Origin of the sequence: Rhodopseudomonas pseudopalustris (genome assembly GCF_900110435.1) — a bacterium.
In the GTDB taxonomy this organism is placed as follows: domain Bacteria; phylum Pseudomonadota; class Alphaproteobacteria; order Rhizobiales; family Xanthobacteraceae; genus Rhodopseudomonas; species Rhodopseudomonas pseudopalustris.
The window spans coordinates 60,230-76,305 of the sequence record NZ_FODT01000004.1 but is presented as its reverse complement, the minus strand read 5'-3'; the positions used below and the strand labels follow the sequence as shown (position 1 = coordinate 76,305).

The 16,076-nt window shown below is 65.5% G+C and carries 20 protein-coding genes; 5 read left to right on the top strand and 15 right to left on the bottom strand.

The genetic code is table 11. From position 1 onward, the window contains the following. Positions 1 to 137: 137 nt before the first annotated feature. The 3 genes from BMY71_RS09260 to BMY71_RS09250 all read left to right on the top strand — a co-directional run bounded on the left by BMY71_RS09260 (position 138) and on the right by BMY71_RS09250 (position 1,789). A complete protein-coding gene (locus BMY71_RS09260) occupies positions 138 to 941 on the top strand; it encodes a DUF72 domain-containing protein (protein WP_092683275.1) in 804 nt (267 codons plus the stop codon). A gap of 28 nt (positions 942 to 969) precedes the next feature. Then, positions 970 to 1,431: a DUF488 domain-containing protein gene (locus BMY71_RS09255; protein WP_092683273.1), complete on the top strand. Its 462-nt coding sequence runs from the start codon at positions 970 to 972 to the stop codon at positions 1,429 to 1,431. Positions 1,432 to 1,549: 118 nt separating this feature from the next. Continuing rightward, positions 1,550 to 1,789: a hypothetical protein gene (locus BMY71_RS09250; protein WP_011502217.1), complete on the top strand. Its 240-nt coding sequence runs from the start codon at positions 1,550 to 1,552 to the stop codon at positions 1,787 to 1,789. A 176-nt stretch (positions 1,790 to 1,965) separates the two neighbouring features. Here BMY71_RS09250 and BMY71_RS25230 read toward each other — a convergent pair whose 3' ends face one another. Further along, positions 1,966 to 2,184 carry a hypothetical protein gene (locus BMY71_RS25230; protein WP_244526016.1) on the bottom strand — a complete coding sequence of 73 codons (219 nt, stop codon included), beginning with the start codon at positions 2,182 to 2,184 and terminating at the stop codon, positions 1,966 to 1,968. 93 nt (positions 2,185 to 2,277) lie between these two features. On the opposite strand from BMY71_RS25230, the gene bcsS reads away from it, so the two are divergent. After that, positions 2,278 to 2,991 (top strand): cellulose biosynthesis protein BcsS, encoded by a 714-nt coding sequence (bcsS, locus tag BMY71_RS09245; RefSeq protein WP_011502216.1) that lies wholly within the window; start codon positions 2,278 to 2,280, stop codon positions 2,989 to 2,991. 56 nt (positions 2,992 to 3,047) lie between these two features. Here the strand turns inward: bcsS and BMY71_RS09240 are convergent, their stop codons facing one another. The 5 genes from BMY71_RS09240 to BMY71_RS09220 are packed head-to-tail and all read right to left on the bottom strand — an operon-like array spanning position 3,048 to position 8,043. Continuing rightward, on the bottom strand, positions 3,048 to 4,370 hold the full coding sequence (locus tag BMY71_RS09240) for an adenylate/guanylate cyclase domain-containing protein (RefSeq protein WP_092683271.1): 1,323 nt from the start codon (positions 4,368 to 4,370) through the stop codon (positions 3,048 to 3,050). A gap of 28 nt (positions 4,371 to 4,398) precedes the next feature. Next, complete coding sequence (locus BMY71_RS09235; protein ID WP_092683269.1) at positions 4,399 to 5,571, bottom strand: ABC transporter permease; 1,173 nt, start codon at positions 5,569 to 5,571, stop codon at positions 4,399 to 4,401. Then, positions 5,568 to 6,509 (bottom strand): ABC transporter ATP-binding protein, encoded by a 942-nt coding sequence (locus BMY71_RS09230; RefSeq protein WP_092683267.1) that lies wholly within the window; start codon positions 6,507 to 6,509, stop codon positions 5,568 to 5,570. The genes BMY71_RS09235 and BMY71_RS09230 overlap by 4 nt, the downstream gene beginning before the upstream one ends. Next, entirely contained in the window at positions 6,506 to 7,306 is an 801-nt protein-coding gene (locus tag BMY71_RS09225) for an HlyD family secretion protein (protein ID WP_011502212.1), read from the bottom strand. Before BMY71_RS09225 ends, BMY71_RS09230 begins: the two co-directional genes overlap by 4 nt. Continuing rightward, positions 7,303 to 8,043, bottom strand: coding sequence for a TetR/AcrR family transcriptional regulator (locus tag BMY71_RS09220; protein WP_092683265.1), 741 nt, complete (start codon positions 8,041 to 8,043; stop codon positions 7,303 to 7,305). The genes BMY71_RS09225 and BMY71_RS09220 overlap by 4 nt, the downstream gene beginning before the upstream one ends. Before the next feature lie 148 nt (positions 8,044 to 8,191). On the opposite strand from BMY71_RS09220, the gene BMY71_RS09215 reads away from it, so the two are divergent. Beyond that, positions 8,192 to 8,377: a hypothetical protein gene (locus BMY71_RS09215; protein ID WP_011502210.1), complete on the top strand. Its 186-nt coding sequence runs from the start codon at positions 8,192 to 8,194 to the stop codon at positions 8,375 to 8,377. A gap of 141 nt (positions 8,378 to 8,518) precedes the next feature. Here BMY71_RS09215 and BMY71_RS09210 read toward each other — a convergent pair whose 3' ends face one another. From BMY71_RS09210 to BMY71_RS09170, 9 genes are all read right to left on the bottom strand, one after another. Continuing rightward, a complete protein-coding gene (locus tag BMY71_RS09210; RefSeq protein ID WP_430715325.1) occupies positions 8,519 to 8,851 on the bottom strand; it encodes a DUF4189 domain-containing protein in 333 nt (110 codons plus the stop codon). Between the two features lie 175 nt (positions 8,852 to 9,026). Continuing rightward, complete coding sequence (locus tag BMY71_RS09205; RefSeq protein ID WP_092683261.1) at positions 9,027 to 10,628, bottom strand: NTP transferase domain-containing protein; 1,602 nt, start codon at positions 10,626 to 10,628, stop codon at positions 9,027 to 9,029. Next, the gene (locus BMY71_RS09200) at positions 10,625 to 11,326 is read right to left on the bottom strand and encodes an XdhC family protein (protein ID WP_092683259.1); all 702 of its coding nucleotides are present in this window, start codon (positions 11,324 to 11,326) and stop codon (positions 10,625 to 10,627) included. Before BMY71_RS09200 ends, BMY71_RS09205 begins: the two co-directional genes overlap by 4 nt. A 37-nt stretch (positions 11,327 to 11,363) precedes the next feature. Next, entirely contained in the window at positions 11,364 to 11,687 is a 324-nt protein-coding gene (locus tag BMY71_RS09195) for an XdhC family protein (RefSeq protein ID WP_011502206.1), read from the bottom strand. A gap of 26 nt (positions 11,688 to 11,713) precedes the next feature. After that, complete coding sequence (locus BMY71_RS09190) at positions 11,714 to 12,916, bottom strand: vWA domain-containing protein (RefSeq protein WP_092683686.1); 1,203 nt, start codon at positions 12,914 to 12,916, stop codon at positions 11,714 to 11,716. A 187-nt stretch (positions 12,917 to 13,103) separates the two neighbouring features. Then, complete coding sequence (locus BMY71_RS09185) at positions 13,104 to 14,012, bottom strand: AAA family ATPase (protein WP_092683257.1); 909 nt, start codon at positions 14,010 to 14,012, stop codon at positions 13,104 to 13,106. A gap of 33 nt (positions 14,013 to 14,045) precedes the next feature. Next, the gene (locus tag BMY71_RS09180) at positions 14,046 to 14,852 is read right to left on the bottom strand and encodes an FAD binding domain-containing protein (protein WP_092683255.1); all 807 of its coding nucleotides are present in this window, start codon (positions 14,850 to 14,852) and stop codon (positions 14,046 to 14,048) included. A gap of 56 nt (positions 14,853 to 14,908) precedes the next feature. Further along, positions 14,909 to 15,394 (bottom strand): (2Fe-2S)-binding protein, encoded by a 486-nt coding sequence (locus BMY71_RS09175; protein ID WP_041805227.1) that lies wholly within the window; start codon positions 15,392 to 15,394, stop codon positions 14,909 to 14,911. A 173-nt stretch (positions 15,395 to 15,567) separates the two neighbouring features. Then, positions 15,568 to 16,029, bottom strand: a complete 462-nt coding sequence (locus BMY71_RS09170; RefSeq protein ID WP_011502201.1) for an SRPBCC family protein — start codon at positions 16,027 to 16,029, stop codon at positions 15,568 to 15,570. Positions 16,030 to 16,076 lie beyond the last annotated feature (47 nt).

The window sequence follows — 16,076 nt, the reverse complement described above, 5'->3', positions numbered from 1 at the left end:
TGCGCGTACATCCGGCGCTCCCTACTATTCTGTGGTCGTTCGGCGTTCCTGTACGTGGCTTGTGAGCCAACAGCATAGGCTTCGCCGTTGTAACCAAGATAGGTGCGCACCTGGCGTTGCGCAAGAGGGAGGCCGCCATGAAAGGCAACGCAGGCAGTATACGCATCGGTATCGGCGGCTGGACCTACGAGCCGTGGCGCGGCGTATTCTATCCCGACAAGCTGCCGCAGCGGCGAGAGCTTGAATACGCCGCCTCCAAACTGACCTCGATTGAAATCAATGGTACTTTCTACGGCTCGCAAAAGCCTGAAAGTTTCCGCAAATGGGCGAGCGAAGTGCCGGACGGCTTCGTGTTCTCATTGAAGGGTCCACGGTTCGCGACCAACCGCAAGGTGCTGGCCGAGGCCGGCGACAGCATCAAGCGGTTCTACGATTCCGGCGTGCTGGAACTCGGCGACCGGCTCGGCCCGGTGCTGTGGCAATTCGCGCCGACCAAAAAATTCGACGAGGCCGATTTCGGCGGGTTCCTGGACTTGCTGCCGCGCGCGATCGACGGACGCAAGCTGCGCCACGTCGTTGAAGTCCGACACGACAGTTTCTGCACGCCGCAATTCATCGCATTGTTACGAAAGCACAACATTCCCGTCGTGTATTCCGAGCACGCGACCTATCCGGAGATCGCCGATGTGGTCGGCGACTTCGTCTATGCCCGGCTGCAGAAGGGGCAGGACGACATCAAGACCGGCTACCCGCCGAAAGCGCTGCAAGCCTGGGCGAAACGGCTCGAAGCCTGGGCCGAGGGCGGCGCGCCCGCCGATTTGCCGAAGGTCGGCGACGGCCAGCCCAAGAAACAGGCGCGCGACGTGTTCGCTTATGTCATTCATGAGGGCAAGGTGCGTGCGCCGGCCGCGGCGATGGAACTCATCAGGCTGATCGGATAGTTTGCTTCGTCGGCAGAGGATCGCGCGAATGGCCAAGGCAAAGACGCTGTTCACCGTCGGATACGAGCAGACGCCGGCCAAGGCGGTGCTCGACGAACTGCAGCGAGCGGGCGTCAAGCTGCTGGTCGACGTTCGCGCGGTGGCGTCGTCGCGCCGGCCGGGCTTCTCCAAAACACAGCTCGCCGCCGGGCTCGATGAACGCGGCATCGGCTATCTGCATCTGCGCGGGCTCGGCACACCGAAAGACGGCCGCGTCGCCGCGCGCGGCGGTCGGTTCGACACCCTGCACAGCATCTATCAGGCTCATCTGAAGACGCCGGCCGCCCGAGAACAGCTCGACGAATTATCATCGCTGGTGATGAAGACCGGACCCGTCTGCATCCTGTGCTACGAGCGCGATCATCAGCAATGTCACCGGCAATGGATCGCCGAGACCATCGTCGCGCGCGACTGCGTCGCCGTCGATAATCTGCTGCCGCCGCAGATCTAGTTCGGCGGAACACGCCAACCGCGGCGTGTTGTCGCTTGCGCCTCTCGCTTGCGCCCGATCAATCACCAGGCGGCGACGAAGTGATAGGGTTCGCGCAACGAAATAAGGAACAGTAGCGATGGACAAACTCGACTTCATGAATGGCCAGGTCAAGGCGTTGTTGAATTTTGCGAACGCCGTCATCAAGGCGCATCCCGCGCCGGAACAGCTGCGCCATCATTTCGAGACGATTGCCCGCGCCAACCCGACCTCGCCCGAAGGTCTGTCACTGTCCGAAGCCTATGTCGACGGCATGACCGACATCGACCGCAAGATCGCCGTCGCGCTGGAGCACGTCATCGCGAGCCGCCAGCGCTGACCCGCTCGATCAGTTACGTTCGCCCCGCAGAGGCATAATCCTGATAAGTGGATAACAGCTTTCGGAAAGATCGTGCTCAAACGAGAACCCGAGCAGGATGACGAGTCGAAGACGCGTCATCCTGCTCTGGACAACAGCAAAGACCGCTGTTTTAATCACTGCTTATTCTGAGCAAGTCATTGCGTTTTGGATGAGTAGTGGTGCGTTTTGTCGGTTGGGTGCGCGCGTTTGGCGTCGCCACGGCTATCCTGGCCGGACAAATCGCCGCGACTGCGCAACTGCTTGGCTCGTCTGCGCCGCCGTTCGGCGCTGATGCGCAGGCGAACAATCCCGGTCAGACGAATAATCCCGGTCAGTTGCCCCCTGGGTCTGCCGAGGCTGAGGATTTCGGCCAAGGTGAGTTCGGAGCCGGCGAGTTTGGAAATGGTGGGTTCGGAGCTGGCGAGGTTCAGTCGCCCGCTTTCGACCTCTGGGGGTTCGAGGACACGATGTCTTCGGCATCGCTTTCGCCCTCGACCGAGCTGTTTTCAGCCTCCAGTCCCGCATCGGTCGATCCGCTCAGCGGTGGCTCCAAGGCCGATCAGGTCCTGTTGTTCGGCGGCTACGATCTGTGGCGCAACGGCGTCTCCAACTACGCCGGCCTGCATTGGGCCACGAACGGCCTGAACGACGACGGCTTCATCCTCCGCCTGTCGATGTCCAACGGCCTCGATAGCTATCGCACGCGCAGCCGCACCTATACCACGGAGATTTTCCGCGCCGCGCTGCTGCCAGGCTGGCGCTTCAAACGCGGCGAGTTCGAAGTGAAGCTGTTCGTCGGCCCCGATTTCGAGAACCACAAGCTCACCCCCGACAGCCTCACGGCAAAATGGCGCGGTGCGCATCTCGGGTTGCGTATCGCCGCGGAGACCTGGGCGCAGCCGATCCCGGAACTGATGCTCGCCGCCTCGTTCTACGCCGCCACGATCGCCAGCGGCTACGGCTTCCGCGCCGCCGCCGGCTGGCGGTTGATCGACGCGTTCTGGCTCGGGCCCGAACTATCCGGATCGCGCGACGAGTTCAGCCGGCAGACGAGGTTCGGCATTCACCTCACCGGGCTGCAGTCCGGCCCCTTCGAATGGTCCGCGGCGTTCGGCTATGTCAGAGACAGTTTCGGCCGCTGCGGCGGCTACGGACGGCTCGCCACGCAAATGCGCCTCTGAAATACGCATCGCGATCGTTCGGCCGCAGACGCCGCCGAAGCCGACGCCACAGGCCGTCAACCCAGCCGCCACACCGCCATCGGCTCGGCGTAGCCACGTATCGGAACGCTGCCGAGCAGCTCGGCGTCGCTCGCCCCCGCGTCGAGCTCGTCGCGGATCGCCGACGAAATCAGGAGCTGCGTGCCGAATTCCTTGTTGAGGGATTCGAGCCGCGAGGCGAAATTCACGGTGTCGCCGATCACCGTGTATTCCTTGCGCCGCGGCGAACCGACGGTACCGACCACCACGTCGCCGATATGAATGCCGATGCCCATCCGCAGCGGCCAATCCTGTCCCGCATTGTGCTCGTCCATCGCGGCCAGCATCTCGCGCGCCGCCGCCACGGCGCGCGGAGCCGCGCGCGCATCCTCGATCGGCGCGCCGAACAGCGCGAGAAATCCGTCGCCCAGAAACTTGTTCACGATGCCGCCGTGGCGCTCGAGAATGTCGATCAGCACCGCGAAGGCCTCGTCGAGCCGCACCACCACCTCGCCCGGCAACCGCACCCGCGCGTCGCGGGTGAAGTTGCGGAAATCGACGAACATCACCACGACCTTGCGGGTCTCGCCGGTGACCTGGGTCCCCGCTGCGAGCAGTTGGTCGACCACTTGCGGCGAAACATGCTGGCCGAACAAATTGGTGATGTGATCGCGCGCACCGGCGGCTGCGATCGACGATTCGAACTGCCGGCGTAGCTGCGCCCCCACCGCACCGGCGAGGACGCCACAAGTCAGGATCACAACGCTGCGGATCAAATGGAAGGCGAGATCAGGCGGCGGGTCGTCAGCAAATCCCGGCGGGTGATACAACATCGCCATCGCGAGCAGTTCGGCAGCGGCGACGAATCCGGTGAACAGCGACAGCCGGAAATCGAGCCACAGCGTCGACAGGATGATGAAGATGAAATAGGCGAACGGAACGGCGAAGGCGAGCGCCTGCGCAGACCCCATGATGTTCATGTGCATATAGAGGCCGACCGTCGGCAGGCTGGTTTCGACCAACACCCCGATGTAGCGCCCGATTTTCGGCAAGTCGCGCCCAAGCGCCAGCCGCCGGCGTAGCGTCGCGATGACGCTCAATTCGAACAGCAGCAAAGGCACGTAGGACACCAGCAGTGGTGCCGGCGAAAACTGTCCGCGCCAGATCTTCTCGATCGCCCAGGGGAACATCCAATACGAGACGAGCATGCTCGTCATCAGCAGCGAGACGGTGATCAGGAGCACCGTCGCCCGCAGCAATTCGGTCCGCAGAATCTCGCGCGTCAGCGCGCTGCGAAGATCATCCGACAACGTCGAGCGCTGCGACGAGGTCGGCGACGCCAGTCGCCACGGCATTTGCATCGGACGCTCCCCAATCCTGACGTCCGCCTCAGTCCAGCGTCCGCCGGAACCTCGTCACCGCGATCGTCATCGCCACCAGCATCAAGGCCGCCAGCGCCAGCGTATCGTAGCGCAGATTCTCCAGCGTGGACCCCTTCAGCATGATCGCCCGGACGATCCGCAGGTAGTGCGTCAGCGGCAGACATTCGCCGACAATTTGCGCCCAGGCCGGCATCCCCGCGAACGGAAACATGAAGCCGGACAGAAGGATCGACGGCAGGAAGAACATCATCGAGGCCTGCATCGCCTGCAGCTGGTTCTGCACCAGGGTCGAGAAGGTGTAGCCGATCGCCAGATTGGTGGTGATGAACAGGGTCGACAGCAGCGCCAGCATCGCCAGGCTGCCGCGCACCGGCACGCCGAACAGCAGCACGCCGATGCCGATGATCAGCGACGCCTGGATGAAGCCGACCACGACATAGGGCAGGATCTTGCCGAGCATCACCTCGACCGGGGTGATCGGCATCGACAGCAAATTCTCCATCGTGCCGCGCTCGATCTCGCGCGTCACCGACAATGCGGTGAAGATCAGCATCGTCATGGTCAGGATGGTGCCGACCAGTCCGGGGACGATGTTGAGGCGCGACGAAGCCGCCGGGTTGTAGCGCGCATGGGCGCGGATCTCGAACGGCGGATCGCCGGGCTCGCCGGCGACGCGGTCGTGTTCGAGCGCGGTCTGCACGATCGCGCCGAGCGCCGACAGCGCGGAGCCCGCGGCGACCGGATCGGTGGCGTCGGCGGCGACCAGAATTGCCGGCCTCTCGCCGCGCCGGACCGCGCGCTCGAAGCCGCGCGGGATCTCGACGCCGAACAGCACCTTGCCCGACAGCAGCAGATTGTCGAACTCCGCGACGGTGTGCACCTGCTGGGTGAACTTGAAATACGAGGTGTTCTCCAGCGCTTTCAGGATCGAGCGGCCCAGATCGGAGTCTTCCTGCAGCAGCACTGCGGTCGGCAGATGCCGCGGCGTGGTGTTGATGGCGTAGCCGAACAGCAGAAGCTGCATCACCGGAATGATGATGATCATCGCGAAGGTGAGACGATCGCGGCGAAGCTGAATCAACTCCTTGACCAGCATCGCGTAGGTGCGACGCAGGAACCCGAAGGATCGAGCCTGGATCGGCGCGATGCGGCCGGTTGGATGGTCCTCCTCGGCGCTCATTGGAAATTGTCCTTGGTGCGGCTCATCAGTTCGATGAACACGTCCTCCAGCGACGGCGCGCCGTGCTGCCAGTGCTGGCCGGGTTGGCCGCGATATGGCGCGATACTGGCTTCGAGCGCGGCGTGATCGCGGCCGGAGATGTGCAGGCTGGTGCCGAACGGCGCCACCATGTCGACGCCCGGCTTGCCGGCGAGTTCGTGGGGCAGCGCGCTCAGACCCTCGCCGGTGACGACCCAGGTCGCCAACGCGGATTTGGCGATCACTTCGTCGACGGTGCCGTGCGCGAGCAGAGCGCCGTAGGCGATGTAGGCGATCTCGTGACAGCGCTCGGCCTCGTCCATGTAGTGGGTCGACACCAGCACGGTGAGCCCTTCGGCGGCGAGGCCGTGGATCTCGTTCCAGAAGTCGCGACGCGCCTTGGGGTCGACGCCCGCGGTCGGCTCGTCGAGCAGCAGCAATTGCGGATTCGGCAGCGTGCAGGCGCCGAGCGCCAGCCGCTGCTTCCAGCCGCCCGACAATTCGCCGGCGAGTTGCTCCTCGCGGCCGGACAGGCCGAGCCGCTTGATCATCGCGCGCGCAGCATTGCGGGCGTCGGGCACGCCGTAGAGTCTTGCCACGAACTCGAGATTCTCGCGCACCGAAAGATCCTGATAGAGGCTGAAGCGCTGGGTCATGTAGCCGACCTGACGCTTGATCTTGTCGGCATCGCGCCTGATGTCGTAGCCGAGGCAGGTGCCCTCGCCGCTGTCCGGCGTCAGCAGGCCGCACAGCATCCGGATCGTCGTGGTCTTGCCGGAGCCGTTCGGCCCGAGAAAGCCGTAGATCGAGCCGCGCTTCACCTGCATCGACAGGTCGTGCACCACCTCACGGCCGTTGAAGGATTTCGTCAGCCCCTTGACGTCGATGGCGATGTCGTGGGCCGCCAATGCGTCGGTCATGACTTGCCGCCTGCCGCGGCCGGCGGCTGCGCCGGACTCTTCGGCTTGACATAGACGTTGATCGGCTGGCCGACGCGCAGGCTGGTCGGACGGTCGGGTCGCGCCTGGATCAGATAGACCAGCTTGTTGCGCTCATCGAGGCTGTAGATCACCGGCGGCGTGTATTCCGCCGTGGTCGCGATGTAGTAGATCCTCGCGGTGAGATCCGGCGCGCAATTGTCACAGGTCACGCGGATCTCGTCGCCGATCGAAAGCTTCGGCAACGCCGCTTCCGGCACGAAGAAGCGCAGCTTCATGTTGCCGGGCGGCAGGATCGACAGCACCGGCTTCTGCGCCGCGGCCATCTCGCCCTCGCGGAAATAAATCTGCTGCACGGTGCCGGTGACCGGCGCGCGGATTTCACGGCGCATCAGCCGGGTCTTCGATGTCTCGACCCGGGCTTCGGCGACGCGCAACGCCGACACCGCGGCATCGAGATTGGCCTGGGTGCCGGAGCCGGTCTTCGAGAGCGATTGCGCGCGGTCGAAGCTCTGCCGGGCGTTGGCCAGCGTCGCGTTGTTCTGGTTGAGATCGGCTTGCTGCAGATCGTCGTCCAGCGTGTAGATCAGGTCGCCCTTGCGGGTCTCGTCGCCCTCGCGGACGGTCAGCTTGGTGACGCGGCCGGATTCGTCAGGGCTGACGAAGATCAGGTCGGCCTCGACCCAGCCCTGATAGCCGGGATCGGTGGTGTTCGAGCAGCCGGCGAACGCAACCAGCATGGATAGTGCAAGAGCGGCTTGGATCGGGCGCGCGATCATGTCGCTTTTCCTTCGTCGAAGATGATGTCGATGTGAGCGCGCAGCATCGCGAGCGCGTCGAGCGGCGCGTAGCGGCCGAACAGGCCCTGCCAGAGCACCGTCAGCATCGCCGGCGCCATGACCAATTGCGGAAAGCGCTGCAGCGCATCGTGGCGGATTTCGCCGCGTTGAATGCCGTGACAGATGACGGCGCGGATTGCCGTGAGTCCGCGCTCGACGATCTCACGATAGTGAAACTCGGCGAGCGACGGAAACCGCGGCCCCTCAGCCATCATCAGCCGCAGCAGATCGGCGCGTCGGGTCTGGGTGACTTCGCGCACGAAGATCTGTGCGAAATTCTCCAGCATCGCCCGCGCCGACACGTCGGGCAGCGGCGGCGAACTGATTCGCTCGATCAGCGGCAGCAAGGCCGAGCGAAGCAGTTCCTGAAACAGCGCCTCCTTGTCGGCGAAGTGCAGATAGATCGTGCCTTTGGCGACGCCGGCGCAGCTCGCGACGTCCTCGAGCCGCGTCGCGGCGTAACCGCGGGCGGTGAATTCCTCGAGCGCCGCGTCGACGATCGCGGCGCGACGCCCGGCGGCACGCAACGCGCGGGTCGATGCGGCGCCCGGCTTCGTGGGCTCCGTCGCCTCCAGCGCGCCAGCCTGCTTCGGCGGCTTGCTGGGGTTGCGAGCTTTGGTCGGGGTTTTCGCGAGAATAGGGGTATTCGGCGCGGTGCGTCGTTCGTGATCGGCCATTGGTTGAACATGACTGACCAGTCAGTCATGTTCAACTCCGGATGTTTCCGGAGGGCGTTGTTTAACGTCGGGGCTTTCCCGGACAGCAGAGGAACGACCGCCCTACCCCCGGATTGTCATGCAGCAACACGACAACCGGGAGGAAACCATGTCGATCGAATGGCTTTGGGGGATCGGACTTCTCGTCCTGCCGGCCGCAATGGCCTATGCGGTGATGCGCAACCGCAACCGCACCGCCGCGGAAAAGCAGCGCACGGACACGGCGACCAAGGAGGTCTATCGGGCGCAGGAGCGGGAGGACACCGGCCAGCCACTGCCGGGCGATCGGACGTAAGGGATGCCGTAACCGGCGCGCCACTGCGCCGAGCCAAGGCTCGGAAGCGTGACTTCAGCTGGTCGAGGATCGATTAGCGGGCATGGCGAGCCCGCCCGGATCGCGATCGGCGCTTGCGAGCGCGCGCGTCAAAGCGCGCCGTCAACCCTTGGCGTCGCAGGCCCAGGCCCGGATCACGCATTCCTTGCCGCCATATTCGTAGCACTTGCGGGTGGCTTCGTTGAGCGAGCTGGAGATCTTCGGCTCGACCGCATAGCCATGCGGGCCGCAGGGATTGAGCAGATCGATCGCCAGCGCCGCGCAGGCGCGCCGCATCGTGATCGTCGTGCAGTCGCCGCGGCATTGCTTGCGCGCCGCAGCAATGGCGGCGGCTTCGGCCGGATAGTCGAAGGCCTTGCCGTAAGCGCCGCATTTGCCGACGGCGAAAGCGCCAGCGGCTTGGGCGGATGTCAAAATGCTCGAACCAACAATCAAAGCAACAAGAAGCGCAGCGCCACAGCGCGCAGCCGACGAAAGCCCCAACGTCCCCTCCCCCGAGGTATTTGCCGGCGGACACTAAAGCGACAGGACTTTCAACTTGATGAACGAACTACCAGTCCGTCGACCGCGGTATTATAACACCTATGGCGCGTTTTCGGTATTCACCCTGCTAGCCGCGGCGCGCGTCTTCGAGCGCCTGCGGCGTGTCGATATCGAGAAACGCGGCGTGGCCGTCGACCGGCACTTCGGTCACGGCCTCGCCGTGTTTGGCGATCAGATGCCGCGCGCCGATGTCGCCGTCGAGCGTCATCAGCTCGCTGAAGAAGCGGCGCGACCACAGCACCGGATTGCCGCGCCGACCATCCGCGACCGGCACCACGATCAGCCCGCCGCGATCCGGATCGAACGCGCCGATCAGCCGGTCGATCAAGAGGGAATCGATCAGCGGCATGTCGCCAAGACAGACCACCGCGCCATCCGCATCGTCGGCGACCGCGGCGATGCCGGCCTTCACCGACGAGGCCAGGCCTTCGGCAAAGGCGGGGTTGTGCACGAACGAGACGTCGAGGCCGGACAGCGCCGCCTCGACCTTGTCGGCCTGGTGCCCGGTGACGACGATCGCGCGCGACGCCTTCGACGCCATCACCTGTTCGGCGACGATCCGCACCAACGGCGTGCCGTTCAGCTCCGCGAGCAGCTTGTTCGGCCCGCCCATCCGGGTCGAGCGGCCGGCGGCGAGCACGATCGCGGCGACTTTGCGGCCGCCTTCGGCCAGCGGCAGGCGCGGCTGCGGCCGCGTCACGATTTCCATCAACAGGCCGCCGACGCCCATGCCGGTGATGTCCGCGCGCGTCACCTGAAGCCCCGCGAGCAGCCGCATCAGCACCCAGTCGAAGCCGTTCTCGACCGGCGAGCGCGCGCAGCCCGGCGCGCCGAGCACCGGCACGCCCGACGCGCTGCCGATCAGCAGCAGATTGCCGGGGTCGACCGGCATCCCGAAATGCTCGATCGTGCCGCCGATGGCGCCGATCGCGGCCGGGATCACGTCCCGCCGATCGGCGATCGCGGAGGCGCCGAACACGACCACCAGTTCGGCGCCGAGCCCGAGCAGCTCCTTCAGCGCCGCCGACAACGCGGCTTCATCATGGGCGATGCGGCGCTCGGCGATGATCACGGCACCGGCGGGCGCCAGCCGCTCCGCTGTGACGCGCAGCGTCTTGTCGATCACTTTCGGCGCGAGGCCCGGCAACTGGGTCGACACTACGCCGACGCGCTTGACCATGTAGGGCGCGACACGCAACGCGCCGCCTTGCGCGGCCAGCACCGCGGCGTCGCGGAGCTTTCCTTCGACGCCGAACGGGATCAGCTTGACGGTCGCGATCATCTCGCCTTCGACCACCGGCTTGAACGCGGCAAGCGTCGCGAAGGTGATCGCCTCGTCGATGGCGTTGACGCGATCCACCACGGCACGCTCGACCACCAGCACGCCCGGACGCTTTGCAAAGAGATTGGCGCGGCCGGTGAAGGCGCGCTCGACACTGACGCCGTCGCCGGCGACCGCCTGCGCCACATCAGCGGCGGCGACATCCTCGGAGACGTCGCCCGGCTCGAGCTGCACCACGACGATCTCGGCGACACCAGCGTGCTCCAGCGCCGCTACTTCGGCTGGACCGATTGAGGTGCCCTTCTTCAGCAGCAATCCGTTCTGCCGCAGCGAATGCACGGTGACGCCGCCGATCGCATCCGCCGGGCGTCGCGGGCCGAATCTCATGCTGCCGGCGCCTTGGCCGCGTTGGGCATCCGCAGAGTCGCGGTGATCTCGGCCATGATCGACACCGCGATCTCCGACGGCGACACCGCGCCGATCGACAGACCGATCGGCGCATGAATCCGGGCGACGTCGGCCTCGGACGCGCCCTGCTCCTTCAGGCGGTCGACGCGCCGCGCATGGGTCTTCTTCGAGCCGAGCGCGCCGATATAGAAGCAGTCGCGCGCGAAGGCGTGCAGCAGCGCCGGATCGTCGATCTTCGGGTCGTGGGTCAGCGCGACGAAGGCGGTGTAGTGATCGATGTTCAGCGGCGGCAATGCGACGTCCGGCCACTCCGCGATCAGCGGCACGTCGGGAAACCGCTCGGGGCTCGCGAAGGCGGTGCGCGGATCGACCACGGTGACGTCGTAGCCGAGCGAGCGGGCGAGCGGCGCGAGCGCCTGGCTGATATGCACCGCGCCGACGATCACGAGCTTCGCGGTCGGCGCGTAGATATTGAGAAACAGCTTCCGGCCGTCGGCTTCGATGGTCGCGCTCTTGCCCATCCGGAGTTGCTTCGACAATTCCGCCGCGAGCGGATCTGCGGCGATCTCGGCCGCCTTCACCAGCCGCTGCTCGCCGGTCGCGGTGTCGGTGACGACGATCGCGGGCCGCCGCGCGGCGCGCTCCGTGTTCAACTGCTGCAAGGTCTCGAGTTTCACTGAAGCCCCACTTCCCTCGTCGCGCGCGATGCTGCGACTAGCCGACCTTCTCGACGAACACCCGGATCGTGCCGCCGCAGGACAGCCCCACTTTCCACGCGGTCTCGTCGGCGACGCCGAATTCCAACAGCTTCGGCTGGCCGCTCTCGATCACGTCGAGCGCCTCGGTCACCACCGCGCCCTCGACGCAGCCGCCCGACACCGAGCCGAGAAAGCCGCCGTCATTGTTGATCACCAGGCTGGAGCCCGCGGGGCGGGGCGCCGAGCCCCAGGTCTCGACCACGGTGGCGAGCGCGACGCCGTGGCCGGCGTTCTTCCAGTCTTCCGCCGCTTTGAGAATGTCTTCGTCGCGGTCGAGCATGGAGCGTCTCCTCTGCGATGGCTTGGTTATGCGGCCGAGCGGATCGCACTGAAATGGTGCGGCGGCGGCGCGGAGGACAGCGCCTCGATCAATCCCTGCATCGAGGTCAGATTATGCACCGGGCGGAATTCGTCAACGTGGGGTAGCATCATTTTGATGCCCTGCGCGCGCGGCTCGAAACCGCCGAAGCGCAGCAGCGGGTTGAGCCAGATCAGCCGCCGGCAGGAGCGATGCAGCCGGTCCATCTCGAAGGCGAGCTTGCTATCGGCCTCGCGTTCCAGCCCGTCGGAGATCAGCAGCACGATCGCACCCTGCCCCAGCACGCGGCGCGCCCATGCCTTGTTGAAGACATGCAGCGAGGTCGCGATCCGCGTGCCGCCGGCCCAGTCCTCGACCGACGACGTGCAACTCGCCAGCGCCTCGTCGGGATCGCGCGCCCGCAGCGCGCGGGTGACGTTGGTCAGCCGCGTGCCGAACAGGAAAGTCGAGACCCGCTTGCGATCGTCGGTGATGGCGTGGAGGAAATGCAGGAACAGCCGCGTGTACTCGCTCATCGAGCCGGAGATATCGAGCAGCGCCACGATCGGCGCCGGCTTGTCGATCAGGCCGAGCCTGCGGATATCGACGATATCGCCGCCGGTGCGGAGCGACGCGCGCAGCGTGCGGCGCAGATCGAGCTTGAGGCCACGCTTGTCCGGCCGAAACCGGCGCGTGCGCAATTCCGCCTGCGGCAGCCGCATCCGCGCGATCGAGCGAGTGACCTCGGCGATCTCCGCAGCGCTCATCTGCGCGAAGTCCTTCTTCTGCAGGATCTCCTTGTCCGACACTGCGAGCCGGATTTCCTGCTCCTCGGCGGAGGGGAAGTCCCGGGTCGTCGACGGCGCCATCGCTTCCTGAACCCGGCGCGAGGCCGGCGGCGGCTTCTTCCTGGCGTGATCCGGCAGCGGAATCGAATCCAGCATGTGCTGCCACTCCTCCGCGGCGCGGAAGAACAGCGCGAACGCCTGCGCGAAGATCAGCGCGTGCTCGCGACGCTTGACGAAGATCGCCTCCAGCGTCGCGTAGAGATCGTCGCGATTGCCGATCTCGATCAGTTGCAGCGCGTCCAGCGCATCGATCACCGCGCCGGGACCGACCGGCAACCCGGCGGCGCGCAGCGCGCGGGCAAAGCCGACGACATTGTCGGCCATCATGCCGGTGGGCGGATTGAGGTGATCGATTGTGGGCATGTCGAACTCGCTCAAAGTTATCGAGCAAAGAATGAGCAACAACTTCGGCCTGCTCCCTCTCCCGCTTGCGGGGGAGGGCTGGGGTGGGGGCGACGCGAGCACGGTGCTTGTTGCTGCCCCCTCCCCCGCAAACGGAAGAGGGGGCGCGCCTCGATCGGGGCAACGATGAGATCGAGCAACTAACCAACTAAGTCTCGCTGGTCGCTTCCTTCAGCACCTTCTGCAGCGTGTCGCCCTGCATTCGCACGATGTCGTCCTGGTACTTCAGCAGCGCGCCGAGCGTGTCGCCGACGATCTCGGCGGTCAGCGCGCGGGCGTCGAGTTCGGTCAAAGCGGTCGCCCAGTCCAGCGTTTCCGCGACGCCGGGCGATTTGTAGAAATCCTGCGCGCGCAGCGCCTGGACGAAGTTCACCACCTGCTGCGACAGCTTGGCCGAAATCCCCGGCACGCGCGACTTGACGATCGCGAGCTCGCGGCTGGCGGAGGGATAGTCGACCCAGTGATACAGGCAGCGCCGCTTCAGCGCATCGTGGATTTCGCGGGTGCGATTCGAGGTCACGATCACGATCGGCGGCTGCGGCGCCCGGATGGTGCCGAATTCCGGGATCGTCACCTGATAGTCGGAGAGCACCTCCAGCAGATAGGCCTCGAACGCCTCGTCGGCGCGGTCGAGTTCGTCGATCAGCAGCACCGGGGCGCCGGCCAGATCCGGCTCCAGCGCTTGCAGCAGCGGCCGCTTGATCAGGTATTGCTCGGAAAAGATATCGCTCGAAAGCTGGGCGCGATCGGTGTCGCCGGCGGCTTCGGCGAGGCGGATCGCGATCATCTGCGCCGCGCTGTTCCACTCGTACACCGCGGAGGCGACGTCGAGGCCCTCATAGCATTGCAGCCGGATCAGGCGGCGGCCCAGCGCGGCCGACAGCACCTTGGCGATTTCGGTCTTGCCGACCCCGGCCTCGCCTTCGAGAAACAGCGGCCGCCTCATTCGCAGCGACAGAAACACCACGGTCGCCAGCGCGCGCTCGGCGAGATAACCACGGCTGGTCAACAGCTCGAGCGTCGCGTCGACCGAAGCCGGGGGCGGCGTGATGCTCATGGGGTGACGCTCATGGCAGGGCCGATCGCAAGGTCATGCCTTGCCGTTGGCGGCATCGACCGCGCGCTTCGCCAGCACGCCGATCAGATGCGCGCGATATTCCGCGCTGCCATGCAGGTCGCTGTTCAAGCCGTCATGCGGCACATGGATGCCATCGAGCGATTTGGAGTTGAACCGCGCCTTCAGCGCCTCCTCGAACGCGGAGACGCGGAACACGCCGTCCGACCCGGCGCCGGTGACCGCAACGCCGACATCCGACGGACGCCGCGCCACGAACACGCCGACCAGCGCATAGCGCGAGGCCTGGTTGCGGAATTTGATGTAGGCCGCCTTCTTCGGCAGCGGAAACAGCACCTTGGTGATGATCTCGTCCGGCTCCAGCGCGGTCGTGAACAGGCCCTGGAAAAACTCCTCCGGCTTCAGCTTGCGCTTGTTGGTGACGATGGTGGCGCCGAGCGCCAGCACCGCCGCCGGATAGTCCGCGGTAGGATCATTGTTGGCGAGCGAGCCGCCGATCGTGCCCTTGTGACGCACCGCCGGATCGCCGATCATCGACGCCAGCTCCGCAAGCGCGGGAATCGCCTCGCCGACGATCGGCGAACTGGCGACTTCGGCATGTTTGGCGGTCGCACCGATCGCCAGCGAGCGGCCCTTGATCTCGATGCCGCCGAGGCCTTCGATATGGGACAGATCGACCAGATGCGGCGGCGCGGCGAGGCGCTGCTTCATCACCGGCAGCAGCGTGTGGCCGCCGGCGATCAGCTTGGCGTCCTCGTTCTTGATCAGCAGGTTGGCGGCCTGACGGACGGTCGCGGGGCGGTGATACTTGAATTCGTACATGCAGCTTCCTCGAGCCCTGGCCTGCGCTTCTCACGCTTATCGTCGTCCGAACCTGATCAGGCGAGATCGGAATTCGCCATCGCCTTGGCGCCGGCCGCGATCGACACCACGATGTTCTGATAGCCGGTGCAGCGGCAGAGATTGCCTTCGAGTTCTTCGCGAATCGTCTGGTCCGACAGATCGTTGCCCTTGCGGTGCACCAGATCGACCGCGGTCATGATCATGCCGGGCGTGCAGAAGCCGCATTGCAGGCCGTGATTCTCGCGAAACGCTTCCTGCATCGGATGCAGCGGCGCGCCGTCGGCGGCCAGCCCCTCGATCGTGGTCACCTCATGGCCGTCCGCCATCACCGCGAGCGTGGTGCAGGACTTCACCGCCTTGCCGTCGAGATGCACGACGCACGCGCCGCACTGCGAGGTGTCGCAGCCGACGTGGGTGCCTGTGAGCCGCAGATGCTCACGCAGAAACTGCACCAGCAACGTGCGCGGATCGACATTCGCGGACACCGGATTGCCGTTGACGATCAGGGAAATCTTGGCCATCGGCCCTCTCATTCATGCCGCACCGCCGCGTTGCACGGCAGTCATTTCACGTCTTGGTTGCGTTTCTTGAAGATATCTTAGGGGGCATCCCCCTGATCGGCAACCTCCGATCGGAACATCGGAGTTGAGCAAGCTGATAACAGCCGCGTGATCGAACTCTGCTCATGGCACGCTCAGGCGCCGCCATTGCCCTGAACGGCCTTGGAGAAATTGACGAAGAATTCGTCGGCGAGCTTCTTGGCCGATCCATTGATCAGCCGCTGACCGAGCTGCGCGAGCTTGCCGCCGATATGCGCCTCGACGTCGTAGGACAGCAACGTGCCGCCATCCTTGTCGGCGAGGCCCACAACTGCGCCGCCCTTGGCGAAACCGGCCACGCCGCCCTCGCCTTCACCCGTGATCTTGTAGCCGTTCGGCGGATCGAGATCGCTGAGCGTGACGCGCCCTTTGAAGCGCGCCGAGACCGGTCCAACCTTCAACTTCGCGACCGCGCGAAACCCGCTGTCATCCTCGGTCTTCTCCAGCTCTTCGCAGCCGGGGATGCACTGCCTCAGCACTTCGGGATCGTTCAGCTTGCTCCACACCAAGTGCTTCGGCGCGCCCAGTTGGACTTCGCCGTTCATCGTCATGGCCATGGACTGTCCTCCCGCGATCGTCGGCAGCCTTGATCGGCACCGTTGCG

Coding starts and splice junctions, on each gene's coding strand:
- BMY71_RS09260 (WP_092683275.1), top strand. CDS start 138: ATGAAAGGCAACGCAGGCAGTATACGCATCGGTATCGGCGGCTGGACC.
- BMY71_RS09255 (WP_092683273.1), top strand. CDS start 970: ATGGCCAAGGCAAAGACGCTGTTCACCGTCGGATACGAGCAGACGCCG.
- BMY71_RS09250 (WP_011502217.1), top strand. CDS start 1,550: ATGGACAAACTCGACTTCATGAATGGCCAGGTCAAGGCGTTGTTGAAT.
- bcsS (WP_011502216.1), top strand. CDS start 2,278: ATGTCTTCGGCATCGCTTTCGCCCTCGACCGAGCTGTTTTCAGCCTCC.
- BMY71_RS09240 (WP_092683271.1), bottom strand. CDS start 4,370: ATGCAAATGCCGTGGCGACTGGCGTCGCCGACCTCGTCGCAGCGCTCG.
- BMY71_RS09235 (WP_092683269.1), bottom strand. CDS start 5,571: ATGAGCGCCGAGGAGGACCATCCAACCGGCCGCATCGCGCCGATCCAG.
- BMY71_RS09230 (WP_092683267.1), bottom strand. CDS start 6,509: ATGACCGACGCATTGGCGGCCCACGACATCGCCATCGACGTCAAGGGG.
- BMY71_RS09225 (WP_011502212.1), bottom strand. CDS start 7,306: ATGATCGCGCGCCCGATCCAAGCCGCTCTTGCACTATCCATGCTGGTT.
- BMY71_RS09220 (WP_092683265.1), bottom strand. CDS start 8,043: ATGGCCGATCACGAACGACGCACCGCGCCGAATACCCCTATTCTCGCG.
- BMY71_RS09215 (WP_011502210.1), top strand. CDS start 8,192: ATGTCGATCGAATGGCTTTGGGGGATCGGACTTCTCGTCCTGCCGGCC.
- BMY71_RS09205 (WP_092683261.1), bottom strand. CDS start 10,628: ATGAGATTCGGCCCGCGACGCCCGGCGGATGCGATCGGCGGCGTCACC.
- BMY71_RS09195 (WP_011502206.1), bottom strand. CDS start 11,687: ATGCTCGACCGCGACGAAGACATTCTCAAAGCGGCGGAAGACTGGAAG.
- BMY71_RS09190 (WP_092683686.1), bottom strand. CDS start 12,916: ATGCCCACAATCGATCACCTCAATCCGCCCACCGGCATGATGGCCGAC.
- BMY71_RS09185 (WP_092683257.1), bottom strand. CDS start 14,012: ATGAGCATCACGCCGCCCCCGGCTTCGGTCGACGCGACGCTCGAGCTG.
- BMY71_RS09180 (WP_092683255.1), bottom strand. CDS start 14,852: ATGTACGAATTCAAGTATCACCGCCCCGCGACCGTCCGTCAGGCCGCC.
- BMY71_RS09175 (WP_041805227.1), bottom strand. CDS start 15,394: ATGGCCAAGATTTCCCTGATCGTCAACGGCAATCCGGTGTCCGCGAAT.
- BMY71_RS09170 (WP_011502201.1), bottom strand. CDS start 16,029: ATGGCCATGACGATGAACGGCGAAGTCCAACTGGGCGCGCCGAAGCAC.